The following is a 20,020-nucleotide window of genomic DNA, read 5'->3' as shown; positions in this document are numbered from 1 at the left end:
CAGAGACTTGGTATTCATTTTTCGTCCGAGGACGTTAAGAATCCATGTCACTTTGAGTGCCCACACAGATTGTCTGATAAATTGTTAAAGAGCAGTGCCGCTTCGTTTTTCGCTGCGGCGCGGGGTGTGCATATTACGCTTTCCCGCTTCAGAGTCAAGCAATTATTTTTGCTTTTATCCGGGATTCTTCAACCGCCTCAGCGGGAGAACCCTTCTGACCCGGCGGCTTGCTTGCCGTTGTTCCGTGTCAGTGGTGGCGCATTATAGGGAGTTCTTCGGCGGTGACAAGCAGAAAATACAAAAAACTTTTCGTTCGCTCACTTTTCATTCTTAACGCTTATTTTAACCACTAATTGCCGTTTAATTGGGCAATTTCTCGGGCAAAACCGGTCACTTGCTGCCAGTCGGTATACACCACCTCTTTACGCGTATCCGTTTCACCGCCGGTCATCTTCATAATAAGACGAATCATAAAACGGTCGTACCAGCGATAGCGCGGGTAACGCAAGGCCCCGGCAAAGACAGCACACAGCTGCGGCTGCCAGGGAGAGTTCAGCAGGAACTTACGTGTATAGCTATTCGTTTGTGGCGTACGCTTCTCAGGCTTGCGGGCCACAAGATTCACGGAATAGAACGCACCAGGCATACTGCTTAACGTCGCCGCGTGCTTTTTCACAAAGCGATCGAGTGCCGGGTGGAAGTGCCCGTAGCGGATAGACGCTCCGATAACCACGCGGTCATATGCCTGCCAGGTAATCTCCTGGGTTCGGTTGAGATTCACCACGTCAGCATCTACGCCCTGCTCTTGTAATTCTGAAGCCAGATAATGCGCAATCTCGCGCGTCTGACCATCACGGGTAGAGAAAAGAATTAACGTTTTCAAAAAATGGCTCCCTTACTCGCGCCAGAAGGTTGGGGTAAACAGCACCAACAGCGTAAAGACTTCAAGACGACCAAACAACATGTTGGCAATCAGGATCCACTTCGCCACCGGATTCATGCTGGCAAAGTTATCTGCCACGACGCCGAGTCCCGGTCCCAGGTTGTTCAGCGTTGCCACCACGGAGGCAAACGCCGAGAAGTCATCCACGCCGGTGGCGATAATGGCCAGCATGCTGACAATAAAGACCAGCGCATAGGCAGAGAAGAAGCCCCACACCGCTTCGAGGATACGCTCTGGCAGCGCGCGGTTACCGAGCTTGATGCTGTAAACCGCGTTCGGGTGGACCAGGCGCTTCAGTTCACGGTTCCCCTGCTTGAACAGCAAAAGAATGCGGATCACTTTCAGGCCGCCCCCCGTTGATCCGGCGCAGCCACCGATAAAGGCAGAACAGAGCAGCAGCACCGGCAAGAATAGCGGCCAGCGTGCAATGCTGTCGGTGGTGAACCCGGCCGTGGTCGCCATCGACACCACCTGGAAGAATGCCTGGTTAAGCGTCGTTAGCGCCGAGTTATAAACGTTGTGCAGCCACAATACCGAGGTGCAGATCGCCACCAGCGTCAGTTGCACGCCAATAAACATGCGAAATTCCGGGTCACGCCAGTAGACCTTCAGACTGCGTCCGCTCAGTAAAGAGAAGTGCAGGCCATAGTTACAGCCGGAGATCAGCAGGAAGATAGCGATAATCGTGTTGATAGTCGGGCTATCGAAATAGCCGACGCTGGCGTCATGTGTAGAGAAGCCACCAATGGCGATAGTCGCAAAGCTGTGGCCAATGGCATCAAACGCGGGCATGCCGGCAAACCACAAGGCCAGCGCGCAGGCTACAGTCAGTAAAACGTAGATAAGCCACAAGGTTTTTGCCGTTTCGGCAATACGCGGGCGCATCTTATTATCTTTCAGCGGACCGGGCATCTCCGCCCGGTAAAGCTGCATCCCCCCCACGCCCAGGATAGGCAGTATTGCTACCGCTAACACGATGATCCCCATCCCGCCGAACCATTGCAGCATCTGGCGATAGAAGAGGATTGCATGGGGTAAAGAGTCCAGCCCTACCAGCGTGGTGGCACCGGTGGTGGTCAACCCGGAGAAAGATTCAAAGAACGCATCGGTAATGGTGAGGTTCGGCTGTTCAGAAAAGATAAAGGGCAGCGCACCTACGCTACCCAGCACGGTCCAGAACAGCACCACTATCAGGAACCCTTCACGGGATTTCAGTTCACCTTTTTCACGACGGTTCGGCCACCAGAGAACGGAGCCAATCACCAGCGCGGCAAAAAAGGTCTGGGTAAAGGCGCGGCCTGCACCATCCCGGTAGATAAGCGCCACCAGTCCGGGCAGGATCATCGTTCCGGAAAAGAGTATGACCAGCAATCCAACGATTCGGGTTATGGCGCGAAAATGCATTTCTGCCGCTTCCTTAGGTATTCAATAAGTAAGGTGGGGATTATTCTTCAATCGGCAGTAATTGCAACGAACCACGACTAAAATCAGCCAGCTTTGCTGAAAATGTCGCCAGTTCCGCCTGAGGAAGCGCTACACGCAACTGTACTGTCGCCTGGTATTCACTCTGCACTATCATGCCCTGAGAGAGCTTCAGCAGCGATTCGATGCCGGATAGCTGGGCGTAATCACACAATAAAGTATATTCGGTCAGCGGCGTTTTGCGGGTCGTTGCGAGTTGATTCAGCGCTTGCTGCACGCCACCCCCGTAGGCTTTAACCAGACCACCGGTACCTAAAAGCACGCCGCCGTAGTAACGCACCACGACGGCGGTGATTTCGCCGATGCCGCTGCCCATCAACTGCGAGAGCATCGGTTTGCCGGCTGTCCCTGCCGGTTCACCATCATCAGAGAACCCCAACTGCTGCGAGTCGTCTGGCGGCCCCGCAACCCATGCCACACAGTGGTGACGCGCGTCGGGATGCTCAGCTCTGACCGACTCAACAAAGGCTTTTGCCGCCTCTACGCCATTGGTATGGGCCAACAGCGTAATGAAACGGCTTTTTTTGATCTCTTCTACGAAGGTGACCGGCGACGCCGGTATCAGCCAGCTCTCCATCACGCCAGCTTCAGATCTCGCGTCATGTTTTCGGTACCGTTTTCGTGGATCACCACGTTATCTTCGATACGAATACCGCCAAACGGCTTCAGCGCTTCGATTTTCTGCCAGTTGAAATGCTTGCTGAACTGCCCTTCACGCCATGGCGCCAGCAGCGAATCAATAAAGTAGATACCCGGCTCGATGGTTAGCACCATGCGCGGCTGCATAATTCGGGTGCAGCGCAGGTAAGGATATTTCGATGGCGCAGCCAGATGGGTACCGTTGTCATCCTGCATAAAGCCAGCAACATCATGGACCTGCAGACCCAGCGGGTGGCCGATGCCGTGCGGCATAAATGGCCCGGTGAGGTCGTTTTCAACCATCGCCTCTTCGCTGATGTCATTCACAATCTGATGTTTACGCAGCAACTTCGCAATGCGTTGATGGAACTGGATGTGAATGTCCACGTAATTAACGCCCGCTTTCATCGTGCCGATCAACGCCAGTTGCTCATCGTTAACGTCTTTAATCAGCTGCGCAAAGTCGGTATCACCGTTCGCGGCCCACGTACGGGTGAGGTCTGCGGCGTAACCGTTATATTCTGCTCCGGCATCCAGCAGGAAGCTGCGGATTTCAGACGGCGCGCGGTGATCCAGTTTGGTGTAGTGCAGCACAGAGGCATGTTCGTTAAGCGCCACGATGTTGCTGTAAGGCACATCGATATCACGGTGGCCAGTAGCCGTAAGGTAAGCCAGGTTGATATCAAACTCGCTCATACCGGAAAGGAAGGCTTCGTGCGCCGCGCGATGGCCATTAACCGCTGTTTTCTGCGCTTCACGCATGCAGGCCAGCTCATAGTCAGTTTTATATGAGCGGTAATAATGCAGGTAATCCAGCACCCCTTTCGGGTTGATCTTGTCTGCTGCGATATCCAGTCCCAGCGCGCGTTCAGCCACCGGGCCGATATAAGCAATATTGCCACGTCCTGCAGGTAACTGGCTGCCAATGCCGTCCGCTTTCGGCAGCGCGATCACCTCGACCTCTTCAGTCCAGAAGGAGGTGGGCAGCGGCTCTACGTTGTGCCAGTAATCAACCGGCAGGTAGAACCACAGTTTCGGTTTGTTGACGCCATCGACCAATAGCCAGCAATTTGGAACCTGAGTTACCGGCACCCAGGCTTTAAACGGCGGGTTAACCTTGAACGGGTAAGCGTGGTCGTCGAGAAAGACATTGATCAGCTCGCCAGAGTGGATGAGCAGTGCATCCAGCTTAAAACGAGCCAGTACGTCGCGGGTACGTTCCTGTAGGGTTTCGATATGATTTTTATACAGCGTGGCCAGTGAATCCATCATTCATCCTTTCGTTTTTTTGACCCATGTTCTCGCATCTTAGCACACCTCTGGATGGCGGAGTGATCTCCGCTGAGCGTGATCGAACCTACAATTATTTAATGACTAATTTGCATTTTATTAACACAAATCCCACACTCCGCTTCATCTGGTATGACCAGATCCCCTTGGTGGATTCAGGAGACCGACATGCTCTACAAAGGCGATACCCTGTACGTAGACTGGCTGGATGATGGCATTGCCGAACTGGTGTTCGACGCCCCCGGCTCAGTGAATAAGCTCGATACCGCAACGGTAGCCAGTCTGGGCCGCGCGCTGGACGTGCTGGAAAAACAAACCGATTTAAAAGGTCTGCTGCTGCGTTCTGAAAAGGCCGCGTTTATTGTCGGCGCAGATATCACCGAATTTCTCTCCCTGTTTCAGGTGCCGCAAGAGCAGCTGAGTCAGTGGCTGCATTTTGCCAACAGCGTCTTTAACCGTCTGGAAGATCTGCCTGTCCCCACGATTTCGGCCATCAATGGCTATGCACTGGGCGGCGGCTGCGAATGCGTGCTGGCAACCGATTATCGCCTGGCGACACCCGACCTGCGCATTGGCCTGCCGGAAACCAAGCTGGGGATCATGCCGGGCTTTGGCGGTTCGGTACGTTTACCGCGTCTGCTGGGTGCCGATAGCGCCCTGGAAATTATCGCCGCCGGTAAAGACGTCAGTGCCGATCAGGCGCAGAAAATTGGCCTGGTTGACGGCGTGGTAAAACCTGAAAAATTGCGCGAGGGGGCGATTAGCATCCTGCGTCAGGCCATCAAGGGCGACCTTGACTGGCGAGCCAAACGCCAGCCGAAACTGGAGCCGTTAAAACTCAGCAAAATCGAAGCCACCATGAGCTTCACTATCGCCAAAGGGATGGTGATGCAGACGGCGGGCAAGCACTACCCGGCTCCTATTACCGCCGTGAAAACCATCGAGTCCGCTGCACGCCTGGGCCGTGAAGAGGCCCTGAAGTTGGAAAACCAGAGCTTTGTGCCGCTGGCGCATACCCATGAAGCCCGTGCGCTGGTCGGGATTTTCCTCAACGATCAGTTCGTTAAAGGCAAGGCTAAACAGCTGACCAAACACGTTGAGACGCCAAAACAGGCGGCGGTACTCGGCGCAGGCATTATGGGCGGTGGCATCGCTTATCAGTCCGCCTGGAAAGGCGTGCCGGTAGTAATGAAAGACATTAATGATAAATCCCTGACGCTGGGGATGACCGAAGCCGCCAAGTTGCTGAATAAACAGCTCGAGCGCGGCAAAATCGACGGGCTAAAACTCTCCGGCGTAATTTCAACCATCCATCCCACGCTGGAATATAGCGGCTTCGACCGTGTAGACGTGGTCGTTGAAGCGGTCGTCGAAAACCCGAAAGTCAAAAAAGCGGTGCTGGCCGAAACCGAAGAGAAAGTTCGCCCGGATACCGTGCTGGCCTCCAATACCTCGACGATCCCCATTAGTGAACTGGCCAGCGTGCTGAAGCGCCCGGAGAATTTCTGTGGGATGCACTTCTTTAACCCAGTGCACCGTATGCCGCTGGTCGAAGTAATTCGCGGGGAGAAGACCTCTGACGAGACCATCGCCAAAGTGGTGGCCTGGGCCAGCAAAATGGGCAAAACCCCGATCGTAGTGAATGACTGCCCTGGCTTCTTTGTTAACCGCGTTCTGTTCCCTTACTTTGCCGGTTTTAGTCAGCTGCTGCGCGACGGTGCGGATTTCCGCAAGGTCGATAAAGTCATGGAAAAACAGTTTGGCTGGCCTATGGGCCCGGCTTACCTGCTAGACGTGGTGGGCATCGATACCGCACATCATGCGCAGGCCGTGATGGCAGCGGGCTTCCCGCAACGTATGCAGAAAGATTACCGCGACGCGATTGATGCGCTGTTTGATGCCAATCGCTTTGGTCAGAAAAACGGTCTGGGCTTCTGGCGCTATAAAGAAGACAGCAAGGGCAAACCGAAGAAAGAAGAAGATGCCGCTGTAGATAGCCTGCTGGCTGATGTTAGCCAGCCGAAGCGTGATTTTAGCGACGAAGAGATTATCGCGCGAATGATGATCCCGATGGTCAACGAAGTGGTGCGCTGCCTCGAAGAGGGCATCATCGCCAGCCCGGCAGAGGCAGATATGGCGCTGGTCTATGGCCTGGGCTTCCCTCCCTTCCACGGCGGGGCATTCCGCTGGCTGGATACCATTGGTAGCGCGAAATATCTCGATATGGCGCAGCAGTATCAGCACCTCGGTGCGCTGTATGAGGTGCCGGAAGGTCTACGCACCAAAGCACGCCATAACGAACCCTACTATCCCCCGGTTGAGCCTGCCCGTCCGGTTGGCGAACTGAAAACGGCTTAAGGAGTCACAATGGAACAGGTTGTCATTGTCGATGCAGTCCGTACCCCGATGGGCCGTTCGAAAGGCGGTGCATTTCGTAACGTGCGCGCGGAAGATCTCTCCGCGCATCTGATGCGTAGCCTGCTGGCACGCAACCCGGCGCTGGAAGCCGCCTCCCTCGACGATATTTACTGGGGCTGTGTGCAGCAGACGCTGGAGCAGGGTTTTAATATTGCGCGTAACGCCGCCCTGCTGGCCGAAATTCCCCACTCCGTACCGGCGGTAACCGTAAACCGCCTGTGTGGCTCGTCAATGCAGGCCCTGCATGACGCGGCACGCATGATTATGACCGGCGATGCCCAGGCGTGCATGATTGGCGGCGTGGAACACATGGGCCACGTGCCGATGAGCCACGGCGTTGATTTCCACCCCGGCATGAGTCGTAACGTGGCAAAAGCGGCGGGCATGATGGGCCTGACGGCCGAAATGCTGGCGCGCCTTCATGGCATTAGTCGGGAAATGCAGGATACCTTCGCCGCACGCTCCCACGCCCGCGCCTGGGCTGCGACGCAATCCGGCGCATTCAAGAACGAGATTGTTCCGACAGGCGGTCACGATGCCGACGGCGTGCTGAAACAGTTTTTCCACGATGAAGTGATCCGCCCCGAAACCACCGTTGAGGCACTTTCCACGCTGCGTCCGGCGTTTGACCCGGTGACAGGTACCGTGACGGCTGGCACCTCCTCTGCCCTCTCTGACGGCGCCGCCGCCATGCTGGTGATGAGCGAAAGCCGCGCCCGCGAACTGGGCCTGAAACCCCGCGCGCGTATCCGCTCAATGGCGGTGGTAGGTTGCGACCCGTCAATTATGGGTTACGGCCCGGTACCGGCCTCAAAACTGGCGTTGAAAAAAGCCGGGTTGTCTGCCAGCGATATTGACCTGTTTGAGATGAACGAAGCCTTCGCCGCCCAGATCCTGCCGTGCATTAAAGATCTGGGGCTGATGGAGCAGATTGACGAGAAGATCAACCTCAATGGCGGCGCGATCGCGCTCGGTCACCCGCTGGGTTGTTCCGGCGCCCGTATCAGCACCACGCTGTTGAACCTGATGGAACGCAAAGATGCACAGTTTGGTTTGGCTACCATGTGTATCGGCTTAGGTCAGGGGATCGCAACGGTGTTTGAGAGGGTGTAAACAGAAGATAACTCCCCTGGTTCATTCGCGCTGCATCACGGCGGCAACGGAGCGAATCCCCGGTCATCTCGTTAACGCTATGACCGGGGTAAGCGAAGATAGCCAACAAAAAGGCAGCGTGAATGATGAGGGAGCAAGGTTTAGTTGCCGTTTTCCCGCCTGTCAGGGGCGGGTTTTTTTATTTAGATAAACGCAAAGGCATCGCCGAACAGGCGATCTTCACGCGCACCGCGCTCATTACAGAACAGGTCACGGGCAATCTTCGCCATCTCGAAACGGCCAGCAATATAGATATCATGCTCCGCAAGCGTGGTGTAATCCTGCAGCACGGCGGTCAGTACGGTGCCGTTACGACCCCGCCAGCCCTCTTCCGGCTGCTCGACTACGGGCTCAACGCGAAGGCCTGGGTGATTAACGCTTAACGCTTCCAGTTCGGAGAGATCGTACAGATGTTTTTCTTCGCGGCCGCCCCAGTAGATGGTGATGTCGCGGTCAGGGTTACGCGCTAACGCCGTCAGCAGAATAGAGCGCACGTAAGAGAAACCGGTGCCGCCGGCAATCAGAATCAGCGGACGCTCTTCGTCATCACGCAGCCAGGCTTCACCGTGAGGAATATCAATCTCAATCTCGCTCTCTTTCAGAATGCGATCCATGACGGCCATCGCATACAGATTGAGCTCAGACGCGCCGATGTGCAGCTCGATAAACTCCTGCTCAGTTGGCGTCGAGGCCATTGAGAAGGGGCGCTTATCCCGCTCATCCATCACGACCATCAAATACTGGCCAGCGCGGAACGAGAAAGGCGCTTCTGGTACTAAACGGACGCGATATACAGTGTCGGTTATCGCGTCTACCGAGTTCACTTTACAGCTTAAGATTGTCATTCGCTCTCTCTGTCGGGAAGTCTATAGGGCTTAACGGTCGGATTCGTGGGAACCGTTATTCATTATGGCCAGTTCATCCCAGATCGCGTCGATTCGCGCAGTCACCTCAGGATCCTTTTTAATCGGTCGACCCCATTCACGCTGGGTTTCGCCGGGCCATTTATTTGTGGCATCCAGTCCCATTTTTGAGCCAAGGCCGGAAACCGGCGAGGCAAAGTCCAGGTAATCAATTGGCGTGTTTTCCACTAACACGGTATCGCGCGCCGGATCCATACGGGTCGTAATGGCCCAGATCACGTCATTCCAGTCGCGGGCGTTGACGTCATCATCGCAGACGATCACAAACTTGGTGTACATAAACTGGCGCAGGAAAGACCATACGCCCATCATCACCCGTTTAGCGTGACCCGCATACTGCTTCTTAATGGTTACTACGGCCAGGCGATACGAGCAGCCTTCAGGCGGTAGATAAAAATCGACAATTTCCGGGAACTGCTTTTGCAGGATCGGCACAAAGACTTCGTTTAATGCCACTCCCAGTACCGCCGGTTCATCCGGTGGGCGGCCGGTATAGGTCGAGTGATAAATCGCATCTTCACGCTGGGTAATGTGCGTAACGGTAAATACCGGGAAATGATCGATTTCGTTGTAATAACCCGTATGGTCGCCGTAGGGCCCTTCCGGGGCCATCTCCCCCGGCTCGATGTAACCTTCCAGCACAATTTCAGCGCTGGCGGGGACTTCGAGATCGTTGGAAATACACTTTACCACTTCGGTTTTGGTGCCGCGCAACAGGCCCGCAAACGCATATTCAGATAACGTATCAGGAACCGGCGTCACCGCACCGAGAATGGTAGCTGGATCTGCACCCAGCGCCACCGAGACCGGGAATCGTTCACCCGGATGGGCCTCGCACCACTCCTGGAAATCCAGCGCGCCGCCGCGATGCGACAGCCAGCGCATAATGAGTTTATTTTTACCGATTAACTGCTGGCGATAAATCCCCAGATTCTGGCGTTCTTTATGCGGGCCGCGAGAAACCGTCAGACCCCAGGTGATCAGCGGAGCGGCATCTTCTGGCCAGCACTGCATGATAGGAATACGCGTCAGGTCAACCGCATCGCCTTCGAGGACTTTCTGCTGGCAGGGGGCGCCACGCAGCCGTTTGGTTGGCATGTTTAATACTTGCTTAAACTGCGGCAGCTTGTCGAAAAGGTCGCGAAAACCTTTCGGCGGCTCTGGCTCTTTTAAGAAGGCCAGCAATTTACCCACTTCACGCAACGCGCTGACATCCTCTTGCCCCATGCCCATCGCCACGCGCTTTGGCGTACCAAAAAGGTTACACAGCACCGGCATATCATAGCCTTTCGGGTTTTCGAACAATAGCGCCGGGCCACCAGCACGCAGGGTGCGGTCGGCAATTTCTGTCATTTCCAGATACGGATCAACAGGAAGCGTAATACGTTTGAGTTCGCCCTGCTTTTCCAGCAGCGCCAGGAAGTCGCGTAGATCGTTGTATTTCATGCAGTTAATCTTGGCCTCTCGGTAAGCGCTTCATTATACGGCGTAAGACCGCGTGATGCTGTATTTTTGTTAAATTAGCGTGAAGTTTCACCTTCAGCAGCCAACCCGACCATTATAATCAACTTAGCGATCCCGCCAGGGTTTTGATATGCTTGCGCCCGGAATTAAGGGAAAGAGTGATTATGCAGGCCTGGTATTTACTGTATTGCAAGCGCGGCCAGCTTCAGCGCGCGCAGGAACATCTTGAACGTCAGTCAGTCAACTGCCTGACGCCTGTGATCACGCTTGAAAAGATGCAGCGCGGCAAACGCACAATGGTGAGCGAACCGCTGTTTCCTAACTATCTGTTTGTTGAGTTTGATCCGGAAGTGATTCACACCACCACCATTAACGCCACGCGTGGCGTGAGCCACTTTGTGCGTTTTGGTGCGCGCCCCGCGGTGGTCCCCGCTTCCGTGATTCATCAGCTCTCGGTGTATAAGCCAGAAGGCATCACTGACCCTGAGACCCCTTATTCGGGCGATAGCGTGGTGATCACTGAAGGTGCCTTCGAAGGGCTGGTTGCCATCTTCTCAGAGCCTGACGGCGAAGCGCGTTCGATGTTGCTGCTCAACTTGCTGAATAAACAAGTATTACAGAGCGTGAAAAACACCGCATTCCGTAAAGTTTAAAACCGCAGGTTAAACAGACGGCGAACGTTTTCATCCGTTTGCGCCGCCAGCCAGGCGGCATCCTCGCCTCGCCAGTGCGCGATCCGCTCAACAATATGCCCCAGCCATGCCGGTTCATTACGCCGTGAGGCCGGCTTAGGCGTTATGTCGCGCGGCAGCAGGTAGGGGGCATCCGTCTCGACCAGCAAACGCTCCGCCGGGATCATCGGCAATAACTCCCGTAGCGCAAGACCACGCCGCTCATCGCATACCCAGCCCGTAATACCCAGGTAGAGCCCTCTGTCCAGACACTCAGCGGCTTCCTGACGCGAACCGGTAAAACAGTGCAGCACCGCACCCGGGAGTTTATCCAGCCAGGGGGTCAGCAATTCGAGGAAACGCGCATGCGCATCACGGCAGTGCATAAAGACCGGCATGCCCAGCTCCGCCGCCAGCGCCAGCTGTGCCGTAAACGCATGCTCTTGTTCGGCAGGGGTAGAGAAATTACGGTTAAAATCGAGACCACATTCGCCGATCGCGACTACCTGCTCCGTACGCGCCAGGGTACGCAGAGTTTCAACGCTTTGCGGCGTCCAGCTGCTGCTGTCGTGCGGATGCACACCGGCGGTTGACCAGCAGTGCGGGTAGCGGATCGCCAGCTGTTGTGCCTGCTCACTTTCGAGCAGATTAGTGCCCGTCAGAAGTAGGCCACTTACCCCGGCGGAAAAGGCGCGCGCCACCACCTCGTCACGATCTTTCGCAAATTGTGAACTGGTCAGATTCAGACCGATATCGAACATACTCGCTCCCATATGACAACCGCCCTGGCGGGCGGTTGGTTTTACTCTTCGGTGGTTTTTGCGTTTTCCTCGTCTTCCATTCGCTGTCGGCCTTTGCCAACGTAGAAGCGAGAGAAGAAGACGCCGACCTCAAACAGGCAATACATTGGTATCGCCAGCAGCGTCTGCGAGAACACGTCCGGCGGGGTCAGCAGCATGCCCACCACAAATGCGCCTACCAGAATGTACGGGCGCTTCTTACGCAGGTCGTCCGGCGTTGTGACCCCCATCCAGCAAAGCAGCACGATAGCCACCGGCACCTCAAAGGCCACGCCGAACGCCATAAAGAGCGCCATCACAAAACTGAGATAGCTGGCGATGTCGGTCGAGACCTGAACCCCTTCCGGCGCGGTATGCGTTAAGAACCCAAACGCCAGCGGGAAGACCACAAAGTACGCGAAGGCCATGCCGATATAAAACAGCAGCGAGCTGGAGACCAGCAGCGGGATCACCAGGCGGCGTTCGTGCTTATAAAGCGCGGGCGCCACGAAGGCCCAGACCTGGTACAAAATCACTGGCGCCGAGGCAATCAGCGACACCCAGAAAGTGAGTTTAATCGGCGTAAAGAAAGGCGAGGCCACGTCAGTGGCAATCATCGTCGCCCCCAGCGGCATCTGCTTAATCAGCGGCGAGGAGACCACCTGATAGATGTCGTTGGCGAAATAGACCAGTCCTAAGAAAATAAGGCAAACCGCGATGATGCAGTTCAGCAGGCGTTTACGCAGTTCGATCAGGTGCGTAATCAGCGGTTGAGTTTCATCTACGGCCATGTTTAAGGTTTATCACTCGACGAGGGGGTGGAGGGTTCAGCGACAACATCTGCAGCCCGGGAGGTAGAAGCCGCCGTCTGCTCAGCTTTTTTGCTGGCCGGCTCAACCGGCGTCTGCACGGGCGCGCTGGCCTGATGCTCCGCGCTGGCAGGCGTGACGCCTTCATGCTGCGCTTCGTTATCTTTCACCACCGGGTTATGAATGGTGTTGGCTTCGTCGCTCGCTTTTTCCGGATCGTTGACGCTATAAGAGCGTTTCATGGACTCTGCCGCTTCACGCAGTTCATCCATTGAGGCTTTCAGTTCCGGCGTCAGGTTCTGCATGCTCGCCTTCTCAACCTTTTTCAGGCTGTCCTGAAACTCCTGCAGCTTTAGCTCTTGCGCCAGTTCGTTCTGTACCGTGGTTGCCAGCGAGCGCAGGGCGCGCACCCAGCCAGCCACAGTTTTCACTGCCACCGGTAAACGCTGTGGCCCCAGCACAATGAGGCCAATCACGAAGACCAATATCAGTTCACCAAAACCAATATCGAACACGAATTACACCTGCTCATTATCGTGGCGTTTAATCTCTTCCTTTTTAGCATCGGCCTGCTTTTCAGCGAGGGTTTTAGCAGGGAATTCAGCGTCCTGGCTGTTTTTATCCTGCTTGTCTTCGTCATCACTGATGGCTTTTTTAAAGCCTTTAATCGATGCACCCAGATCGGAACCGATAGAACCGAGTTTTTTCGTACCAAACAGCAGCACAACGATGACGGCAATAATCAACAATTGCCAGATACTGATACCACCCATACATCTTCCTCAGTTGAAATTCATTAACGATTACTCGCGCAGTATACGTGATGCCGCTCAGCAAATCAGCGGGTTTTGCGCCAACCTGCCAGCCAGACCACCAGTCCTGCGGCCATCAGCCAGGCGGGTGCCATCTCCCAGTCAGGGCGATTGATCAGCAGTAGCGTGCCGCTTAAAAGCAGCGTTGCACCGATACCGAACAGATAGCGCGACTGGCCCTGGCGAACGTGATTTGTTTGAAGCTCGCGGGCGATTTTATCCACGCTGTGTTGCAAGTTCTTGCTCTGACGCAAAGTGTCGTACACCAGTTCCGGAATTTCGGGCATTTTTTCGATCCAGAACGGGGCTTTCTCTTTTAACGACCGCGTCAGCGCAGGCAAACCAACCTGATCTTTAATCCAGGATTCAAGGAACGGTTTTGCCGTCTTCCACAAGTCTAACTGAGGATAGAGCTGGCGACCTACGCCCTCAACGTAAAGTAATGTTTTTTGCAGTAAAACTAACTGCGGCTGCACTTCCATGTTGAAGCGTCGCGCGGTGTTAAACAGATTCAGTAAGACATGCCCGAACGAAATATCTGCTAGCGGCTTCTCGAAGATAGGCTCGCAGACGGTTCGGATAGCGAATTCAAACTCTTCAACGTTGGTATCCGGTGGAACCCAGCCGGAATCGACGTGCAGTTCGGCCACTTTGCGATAATCGCGATTGAAGAAGGCGATAAAGTTCTCTGCCAGGTATCGTTTGTCTTCTTTGTTCAGTGAGCCGACGATGCCGCAGTCGATACCGATGTATTGAGGATCTTCCGGGTGTTCGTAGCTGACGAAAATATTGCCCGGGTGCATATCGGCGTGGAAGAAGCTGTCACGGAACACCTGGGTAAAGAAGACCTGCACGCCACGTTCAGCCAGCAGTTTCATATTGGTGCCCTGCGCTTCCAGGGTAGCAACATCCGATACCGGAATACCGTAGATACGCTCCATCACCATCATGTTCTGGCTACAATAGTCTGAATAGACTTCCGGCACGTATAGCATCGGGCTATTTTCAAAATTGCGGCGCAGCTGAATGGCGTTCGCGGACTCGCGCAGCAGATTCAGTTCATCGATCAGCGTTTTTTCATACTCGCGTACCACTTCCAGCGGTCGCAAACGGCGGCCATCGGGCAGCAGTCGCGGCACCCAGCGGGCCAGGCGGTAAATCAGCTTCATGTCCGCTTTGATCACCGGCAGGATATCCGGGCGGATAACCTTAATGACCACTTCTTTGCCGTTCGACTTGAGACGCGCAGTATGAACCTGGGCAATGGAAGCCGAGGCCAGCGGCTGGATATCGAAGTCGTCGAACCAGCTTTCAACCGGCATGTCGCCCATCGCTTTTTCAATCTGCTGCTTTGCCAGCTTGCCGTCAAAGGGCGCTACTTTGTCCTGCAGCAACGCTAACTGATCGGCAATCTGCGGCGGGAAAAGGTCGCGGCGGGTTGACAGCATCTGACCGAACTTGATCCACACCGGGCCAAGCTCCTGTAATGCCAGGCGCAGACGTTCGCCAAGCTGGCGATCTTTATGCCGATTTGGCATCCAGAAGAGGAAACGACGTCCAAAGCGCAGCGGCAGTGTAAGTCGGATACGAGGGATTAACTCATCCAGCCCATAACTCAAAAAGGTGCGGATGATAAAGTAGAGGCGCCGCATTTCACCAGGCGTCATTTGCCCTCCAGTTTTTCAATCCGTTTAGCCAGTGCATCTATCGTGCGATCCACCGCAGCCGTCTCTTCAGCGAACCACGCCATTTCAAGCGGGCCAGGGGCCATACGCCACTCTTCGGTGAGAACGTCGGCAACATAACGCTGCTGGCGTTTTACACCTTTGCTCAGAAAAGAGAGTCCGCCGCGCAAAACGTTGCTGATCCCCTCTGCGGCGATATCGCCGGTATAAGGTGCCAGCAACTCTGTCGGATCGAACTCAGCCAGATCGGCTAAAGAGACAAAGTTTTGTACTACCTGGAGATCGCCTTCAACTTCCAACTCACCGCTACGGATGAGTGCCGTAAGCTGTTGACGATCGCGCAATTTAGGCAGTACGCGCATATGGGTAATGACAGAGCAGTCGGCCTCGCCTTCCCATTCCCCCAGCACATCAAGCTGACGTTCGCTGAAGACCAGTACCAACGGCGTTGAGAACTCTTTTACGACTACACGCAACACTTTACCGTTCAGGCGCTGACGCGCAGTCTTCAGCGCAGGTGAGCGATAGAGAAACGTATTAAGCACATTTTCAACGCCAGCGGAGATCAAGGGTTTAAAAGGCATAGGCCACCTCCACTCAGAACTTATAGCCGCGGTGCAGAGCAACCACGCCCGCCGTCATGTTGAAGTAATCAACATTGTCAAAACCTGCGTCCTGCATCATCGCCTTCAGGGTATCCTGATTAGGGTGCATACGAATGGACTCTGCCAGGTAGCGATAGCTGTCGGCATCGTTCGCCACCATCTCGCCAATGCGCGGCAGGATGTGGAAGGAGTAGGCGTCGTACGCTTTACTCAGAGGTTCGATAATAGGTTTAGAGAACTCAAGCACCAACAGACGGCCGCCCGGCTTCAGCACCCGATACATTGAGCGCAGCGCTTTCTCTTTGTCGGTCACGTTACGCAGACCAAACGAGATGGTAATACAGTCAAAGGTATTGTCAGGGAACGGGAGTGCTTCGGCGTTGGCCTGAACATATTCAACGTTGCCCACCACGCCGATGTTGCGCAGCTTTTCGCGGCCCATTTTCAACATCGAGTCGTTGATATCTGCCAGCACCACGCGGCCTGTTTCGCCTACAAGACGCGAGAACTTTGCCGTCAGATCGCCAGTGCCCCCAGCCAAATCCAGCACGGTCTGACCGCGACGCACACCGCTACAATCAATAGTGAAGCGCTTCCACAGACGATGAATACCAAATGACATCAGGTCATTCATCACATCGTACTTTGCCGCTACGGAATGAAATACATGGGCTACCATGTCAGCTTTTTGCGCTTTGGCTACAGTCTGAAAGCCAAAGTGCGTCGTATCTTGTGAATCTTCAACCATCTCAGGGCCTGCTAATCAGTCAAATGTTCGAGAAGTGTAACAGATTGGGCGCATTTGCCCTATGATTCAACCACCCTGAGAATAACGTTCCAGGGGGTGTTGTGTGACGTGAGGGTCAGTTAATTCATTGTCTTTATTGGCTGAAACTTGCGCGTCGCTCGCCTCACGCAGGCGATACTCTTCGTCCTGCGATGTTGCATATTCTGCTAAATCCGGATTTATCTCGCGCTTTACCTCTACGCCAAGGCTACGGAATGACTCTGCCTGCGCAAGGAGGTTACCCCGCCCGGAGGTAAGTTTTTTCATGGCCTGACGATAGTTATCCTGGGCGCGATCCAGACTCTGCCCGACAGAGGACATATCATCCACGAACAGGCGCATCTTGTCGTACAGCTTGCTGGCGCGATCGGCGATCTGCTGAGCATTGCGGCTTTGGTGTTCATAACGCCACAAATTGGCGATGGTGCGCAGCGCCACCAGCAGCGTGGTGGGGCTCACCAGCATGATGTTATTTTTTAATGCTTCGGTGATCAGTTCCGGCTGCCTGTCGAGCGCCAGCAAGAAGGCCGGCTCGACGGGGATAAACATCAGGACGTAATCCAGCGACCGCAGGCCAGGCAACTGCTGGTAATCTTTGCGACCCAGCAGGCGAATATGGTTTCGCACCGAGGCGATATGCTCCTGGAGCGCCGACTCGCGAGTGTACTCATCTTCGGCGTTGAAGTAGCGCTCATAGGCCACCAGCGTCATTTTCGCATCAATAACCACGTCTTTGCCCTGCGGCAAACGCACGATAACGTCGGGCTGCATACGCGCGCGGGTGTCGGTTTCGATACTGACCTGGGTTTCATACTCGTGCCCCTCTCGCAGGCCCGATGCCTCCAGCACGCGAGTTAACACCACTTCGCCCCAGTTACCCTGGGTTTTATTATCGCCTTTCAGCGCCCGGGTCAGGTTTACGGCCTCCTGAGCCATCTGGGCATTGAGCTGCTGAAGATTACGAATTTCATGCGCCAGCGTGTGCCGCTCGCGAGACTCCTGGCCAAAGCTCTCTTGCACCTGGCGGCGAAAGCCATCCAGCTGTTCACGCAGGGGGGCAAGCAGGCCGTTCAGACTCTGACGGTTTTGCTCATCGGCACGGCGATTGCTCTGTTCGAAGATGCGGTTGGCCAGGTTTTCGAACTGCTCGCTAAGGCGCTGCTCGCTGTTCATCATCTGGCGGATTTTGTCTTCTGCATGCAGTTGGGTCGATTCCAGGCGGGTGGTCACTTCGCGGAGATCGGCCTCCAGCGAGGTGTTAATGTCGCGTAAATTACGCAGTTCGTTATTAAGCAACTCACACTCATCACGCCAGTGTGCGCTTTGGGCAACCTGCTGTTTCACTGCGCTTAATTCAGCAACGATCTCTTCACGTTCCGCCAACTGGTCGGCTTTTTGTTGGGCATGTTGATAACTGGCAAGCAGCCAGCCTATCGCTACGCTCACCAGTGCCACTACGGCATAAAAAATGACTGAGATATCCACATCGCCCCCTGCATCAAGGTATTACCGGCACAAAATAGAATTGTGCTGTATAAACGTCCACCCTGGAAAGGCTTTTCTGCGAGGGATTACGTAAAGAAAAAGGCCGAACAAGTCGGCCTTTGTCGAAGGGAAACGGCGTTAGATCAGGCGACGCGCTGCTTCAACCACGATTTTCACCGCATGGCTCTCGGTCTGTTTCATGGTTTCGGCGTTCGGGATCTCTTGCTGGGTGCGGTTTACGATAACGCCCGCCACCATACCGGCACGCAGACCCTGGCTTGCGCACATGGTCAGCAGCGTTGCCGACTCCATTTCGTAGTTCATTACGCCCATGGACTGCCACTCTTCCATCGACCCTTTGAAGCGGTTCACCACACGACCGGAGAAGGTATCGTAACGCTCCTGGCCTGGGTAGAAGGTATCGGAAGAGGCGGTCACGCCCACGTGCGTGGTTGCGCCCACAGATTTCGCCGCTTCAACCAGCGCAGTGGTGCACTCGAAATCAGCCACTGCCGGGAATTCCATCGGGGCAAAGTGCAGACTTGCTCCGTCCAGACGCACGGATGCGGTGGTCACCAGGACGTCACCCACGTTGATATGCGGCTGAATAGCGCCGGTGGTGCCAATACGCAGGAAGGTACGAATCCCCAGCTGCGCCAGCTCTTCAACAGCAATTGACGTAGAAGGGCCGCCGATACCGGTAGAGCAGACAATAACCGCTTTGCCGTCCAGCTCTGCACGCCAGGTGGTGAATTCGCGATGCGATGCCAGCTTAACCGGCTTATCCATCAGCGCGGCGATCTTTTCCACACGCTCCGGATCGCCAGGGACGATAGCAAGCGTAGCCCCTTGTAAATCGTTTTTGGTGAGGCCGAGATGAAAAACATCAGACTTGGACATAAGTGACTCCTCTGTGGGTCGGATTGTCAGCAGAAGTAAAAAGGTACTCTACAGAAGCAGAAGGACGATTTACGTGACGCACCTCACCTTGAATGAAAATGATTGCATGCAATTTCCATAAAATAGTGATCAACATCACATTTACAAGTTATATCAGCCCTTGCAGCACAAAAGATAGCCGCTTTCGGGCACTGTGGAATAATGACCTGCAGTCTATATTTATATGCACCAATTGGTACGGAGAATGCCATGACTGAAAAATCTGCTTTTGCCCCTGCCGCTGGCCCGCAGGCCGCAACGGTTGTCTCCACCCCGGAACAGGCGATTACCGCCGGTGAGACATCTATTCCGACGCAGGGCGAGAATATGCCTGCCTATCATGCCCGCCCAAAAGATGCCGAAGGCGCCCTGCCGATCGTGATTGTGGTACAGGAAATCTTTGGCGTGCATGAACATATCCGCGATATCTGCCGCCGTCTGGCGCTGGAGGGCTACCTGGCCGTGGCCCCTGAGCTCTATTTCCGTCAGGGCGATCCCAATGAGTACAGCGACATCCCTACCCTGTTCAGCAACCTGGTGACAAAAGTGCCGGATGCGCAGGTCCTGGCCGACCTCGATCACGTGGCAAACTGGGCAGCCCGCAACGGCGGCGATCCGCATCGCCTGCTGATGACCGGTTTCTGCTGGGGCGGTCGCATTAGCTGGCTCTATGCAGCCCATAACCCGCAGCTGAAGGCGGCGGTGGCATGGTACGGCAAGCTGGTCGGTGAAAAGACCCTTAACTCACCCAAACATCCGGTTGATATCGCCACCGATCTCAATGCCCCCGTGCTGGGGCTGTATGGCGCGGAAGATACGGGCATTCCCCAGGATACCGTCGAGACCATGCGCCAGGCGCTGCGCGCGGCCAACGCGAAGGCGGAGATCGTGGTATATCCTGAGGCGGGCCATGCGTTTAATGCCGATTACCGCCCGAGCTATCATGAAGAGTCAGCCAAAGATGGCTGGCAGAGAATGCTGGGCTGGTTCCGCCAGTACGGGGCGAAAAAAAGTTAAGCGGCTCACAATTCGCACCCTCCGTTCTGCCGGGTGTTTGACTTTTAAACACAATCTGGACGATATAAACAGCACAGGCGTGTAACTACGATCCGTAGGCAAGACCTGAAGCCCATCTCC

The 20,020-nt window shown here is 55.0% G+C and carries 20 protein-coding genes; 5 read left to right on the top strand and 15 right to left on the bottom strand.

Annotation, left to right across the window (positions count from 1 at the left end; all coding sequences use genetic code 11):
* Nucleotides 1–267, top strand: a 267-nt coding sequence (locus tag B3B59_RS17840) for a hypothetical protein (protein WP_286809648.1), incomplete at its 5' end; no start/stop codon positions are given.
* Nucleotides 268–349: 82 nt separating this feature from the next.
* Here the strand turns inward: B3B59_RS17840 and hemG are convergent.
* Genes hemG through pepQ form a run of 4 tightly spaced genes read right to left on the bottom strand, consistent with a single transcriptional unit; the run spans nt 350 to nt 4,333 of the window.
* Nucleotides 350–883, bottom strand: coding sequence for a menaquinone-dependent protoporphyrinogen IX dehydrogenase (hemG, locus tag B3B59_RS17835; protein ID WP_040078153.1), 534 nt, complete (start codon nt 881–883; stop codon nt 350–352).
* Nucleotides 884–895: 12 nt separating this feature from the next.
* Nucleotides 896–2,347 carry a Trk system potassium transporter TrkH gene (gene trkH / locus B3B59_RS17830; protein WP_046886556.1) on the bottom strand — a complete coding sequence of 484 codons (1,452 nt, stop codon included), beginning with the start codon at nt 2,345–2,347 and terminating at the stop codon, nt 896–898.
* Nucleotides 2,348–2,387: 40 nt separating this feature from the next.
* On the bottom strand, nt 2,388–3,002 hold the full coding sequence (locus B3B59_RS17825) for an IMPACT family protein (protein ID WP_233804584.1): 615 nt from the start codon (nt 3,000–3,002) through the stop codon (nt 2,388–2,390).
* Entirely contained in the window at nt 3,002–4,333 is a 1,332-nt protein-coding gene (pepQ, locus tag B3B59_RS17820) for a Xaa-Pro dipeptidase (protein ID WP_286809649.1), read from the bottom strand. Before pepQ ends, B3B59_RS17825 begins: the two co-directional genes overlap by 1 nt.
* A gap of 189 nt (nt 4,334–4,522) precedes the next feature.
* On the opposite strand from pepQ, the gene fadB reads away from it, so the two are divergent.
* Nucleotides 4,523–6,712: a fatty acid oxidation complex subunit alpha FadB gene (fadB, locus tag B3B59_RS17815; RefSeq protein ID WP_046886553.1), complete on the top strand. Its 2,190-nt coding sequence runs from the start codon at nt 4,523–4,525 to the stop codon at nt 6,710–6,712.
* Nucleotides 6,713–6,721: 9 nt separating this feature from the next.
* A complete protein-coding gene (fadA, locus tag B3B59_RS17810) occupies nt 6,722–7,885 on the top strand; it encodes an acetyl-CoA C-acyltransferase FadA (protein ID WP_040078148.1) in 1,164 nt (387 codons plus the stop codon).
* Nucleotides 7,886–8,067: 182 nt separating this feature from the next.
* On the opposite strand, the gene fre is transcribed toward fadA, so the two are convergent.
* Together fre and ubiD are read right to left on the bottom strand one after the other, a co-directional pair.
* The gene (fre, locus tag B3B59_RS17805) at nt 8,068–8,769 is read right to left on the bottom strand and encodes an NAD(P)H-flavin reductase (RefSeq protein WP_286809647.1); all 702 of its coding nucleotides are present in this window, start codon (nt 8,767–8,769) and stop codon (nt 8,068–8,070) included.
* A 30-nt stretch (nt 8,770–8,799) separates the two neighbouring features.
* The gene (gene ubiD, locus B3B59_RS17800; RefSeq protein ID WP_154298922.1) at nt 8,800–10,302 is read right to left on the bottom strand and encodes a 4-hydroxy-3-polyprenylbenzoate decarboxylase; all 1,503 of its coding nucleotides are present in this window, start codon (nt 10,300–10,302) and stop codon (nt 8,800–8,802) included.
* A gap of 173 nt (nt 10,303–10,475) precedes the next feature.
* Here ubiD and rfaH point away from each other — a divergent pair, with 173 nt between their 5' ends.
* Nucleotides 10,476–10,964 carry a transcription/translation regulatory transformer protein RfaH gene (gene rfaH, locus B3B59_RS17795; RefSeq protein WP_046886551.1) on the top strand — a complete coding sequence of 163 codons (489 nt, stop codon included), beginning with the start codon at nt 10,476–10,478 and terminating at the stop codon, nt 10,962–10,964.
* On the opposite strand, the gene tatD is transcribed toward rfaH, so the two are convergent.
* The 9 genes from tatD to udp form a co-directional block, all read right to left on the bottom strand.
* On the bottom strand, nt 10,961–11,743 hold the full coding sequence (tatD, locus tag B3B59_RS17790) for a 3'-5' ssDNA/RNA exonuclease TatD (RefSeq protein WP_286809646.1): 783 nt from the start codon (nt 11,741–11,743) through the stop codon (nt 10,961–10,963). The genes rfaH and tatD overlap by 4 nt on opposite strands.
* Before the next feature lie 41 nt (nt 11,744–11,784).
* Nucleotides 11,785–12,552 (bottom strand): Sec-independent protein translocase subunit TatC, encoded by a 768-nt coding sequence (tatC, locus tag B3B59_RS17785; protein ID WP_046886549.1) that lies wholly within the window; start codon nt 12,550–12,552, stop codon nt 11,785–11,787.
* Between the two features lie 2 nt (nt 12,553–12,554).
* Complete coding sequence (tatB, locus tag B3B59_RS17780; protein WP_046886548.1) at nt 12,555–13,085, bottom strand: Sec-independent protein translocase protein TatB; 531 nt, start codon at nt 13,083–13,085, stop codon at nt 12,555–12,557.
* A 3-nt stretch (nt 13,086–13,088) separates the two neighbouring features.
* Nucleotides 13,089–13,343: a Sec-independent protein translocase subunit TatA gene (gene tatA, locus B3B59_RS17775; RefSeq protein WP_046886547.1), complete on the bottom strand. Its 255-nt coding sequence runs from the start codon at nt 13,341–13,343 to the stop codon at nt 13,089–13,091.
* A 65-nt stretch (nt 13,344–13,408) separates the two neighbouring features.
* The gene (ubiB, locus tag B3B59_RS17770; protein WP_286809644.1) at nt 13,409–15,049 is read right to left on the bottom strand and encodes a ubiquinone biosynthesis regulatory protein kinase UbiB; all 1,641 of its coding nucleotides are present in this window, start codon (nt 15,047–15,049) and stop codon (nt 13,409–13,411) included.
* Nucleotides 15,046–15,651 carry a ubiquinone biosynthesis protein UbiJ gene (gene ubiJ / locus B3B59_RS17765; RefSeq protein ID WP_286809643.1) on the bottom strand — a complete coding sequence of 202 codons (606 nt, stop codon included), beginning with the start codon at nt 15,649–15,651 and terminating at the stop codon, nt 15,046–15,048. The genes ubiB and ubiJ overlap by 4 nt, the downstream gene beginning before the upstream one ends.
* A gap of 13 nt (nt 15,652–15,664) precedes the next feature.
* On the bottom strand, nt 15,665–16,420 hold the full coding sequence (gene ubiE / locus B3B59_RS17760; protein WP_032615102.1) for a bifunctional demethylmenaquinone methyltransferase/2-methoxy-6-polyprenyl-1,4-benzoquinol methylase UbiE: 756 nt from the start codon (nt 16,418–16,420) through the stop codon (nt 15,665–15,667).
* A 66-nt stretch (nt 16,421–16,486) separates the two neighbouring features.
* The gene (gene rmuC, locus B3B59_RS17755) at nt 16,487–17,944 is read right to left on the bottom strand and encodes a DNA recombination protein RmuC (RefSeq protein WP_046886544.1); all 1,458 of its coding nucleotides are present in this window, start codon (nt 17,942–17,944) and stop codon (nt 16,487–16,489) included.
* 138 nt (nt 17,945–18,082) lie between these two features.
* The gene (gene udp / locus B3B59_RS17750) at nt 18,083–18,844 is read right to left on the bottom strand and encodes a uridine phosphorylase (RefSeq protein WP_040078135.1); all 762 of its coding nucleotides are present in this window, start codon (nt 18,842–18,844) and stop codon (nt 18,083–18,085) included.
* A gap of 249 nt (nt 18,845–19,093) precedes the next feature.
* Here udp and B3B59_RS17745 point away from each other — a divergent pair, with 249 nt between their 5' ends.
* Nucleotides 19,094–19,900, top strand: a complete 807-nt coding sequence (locus tag B3B59_RS17745; RefSeq protein ID WP_207292590.1) for a dienelactone hydrolase family protein — start codon at nt 19,094–19,096, stop codon at nt 19,898–19,900.
* Nucleotides 19,901–20,020 lie beyond the last annotated feature (120 nt).

The sequence above is a fragment of the Leclercia sp. UBA2479 genome, assembly GCF_002341985.1.
GTDB classification, from domain to species: domain Bacteria; phylum Pseudomonadota; class Gammaproteobacteria; order Enterobacterales; family Enterobacteriaceae; genus Enterobacter; species Enterobacter pneumoniae.
The sequence above is the reverse complement of the archived record's forward strand: the minus strand, read 5'-3'. Positions and strand labels throughout refer to the sequence as shown.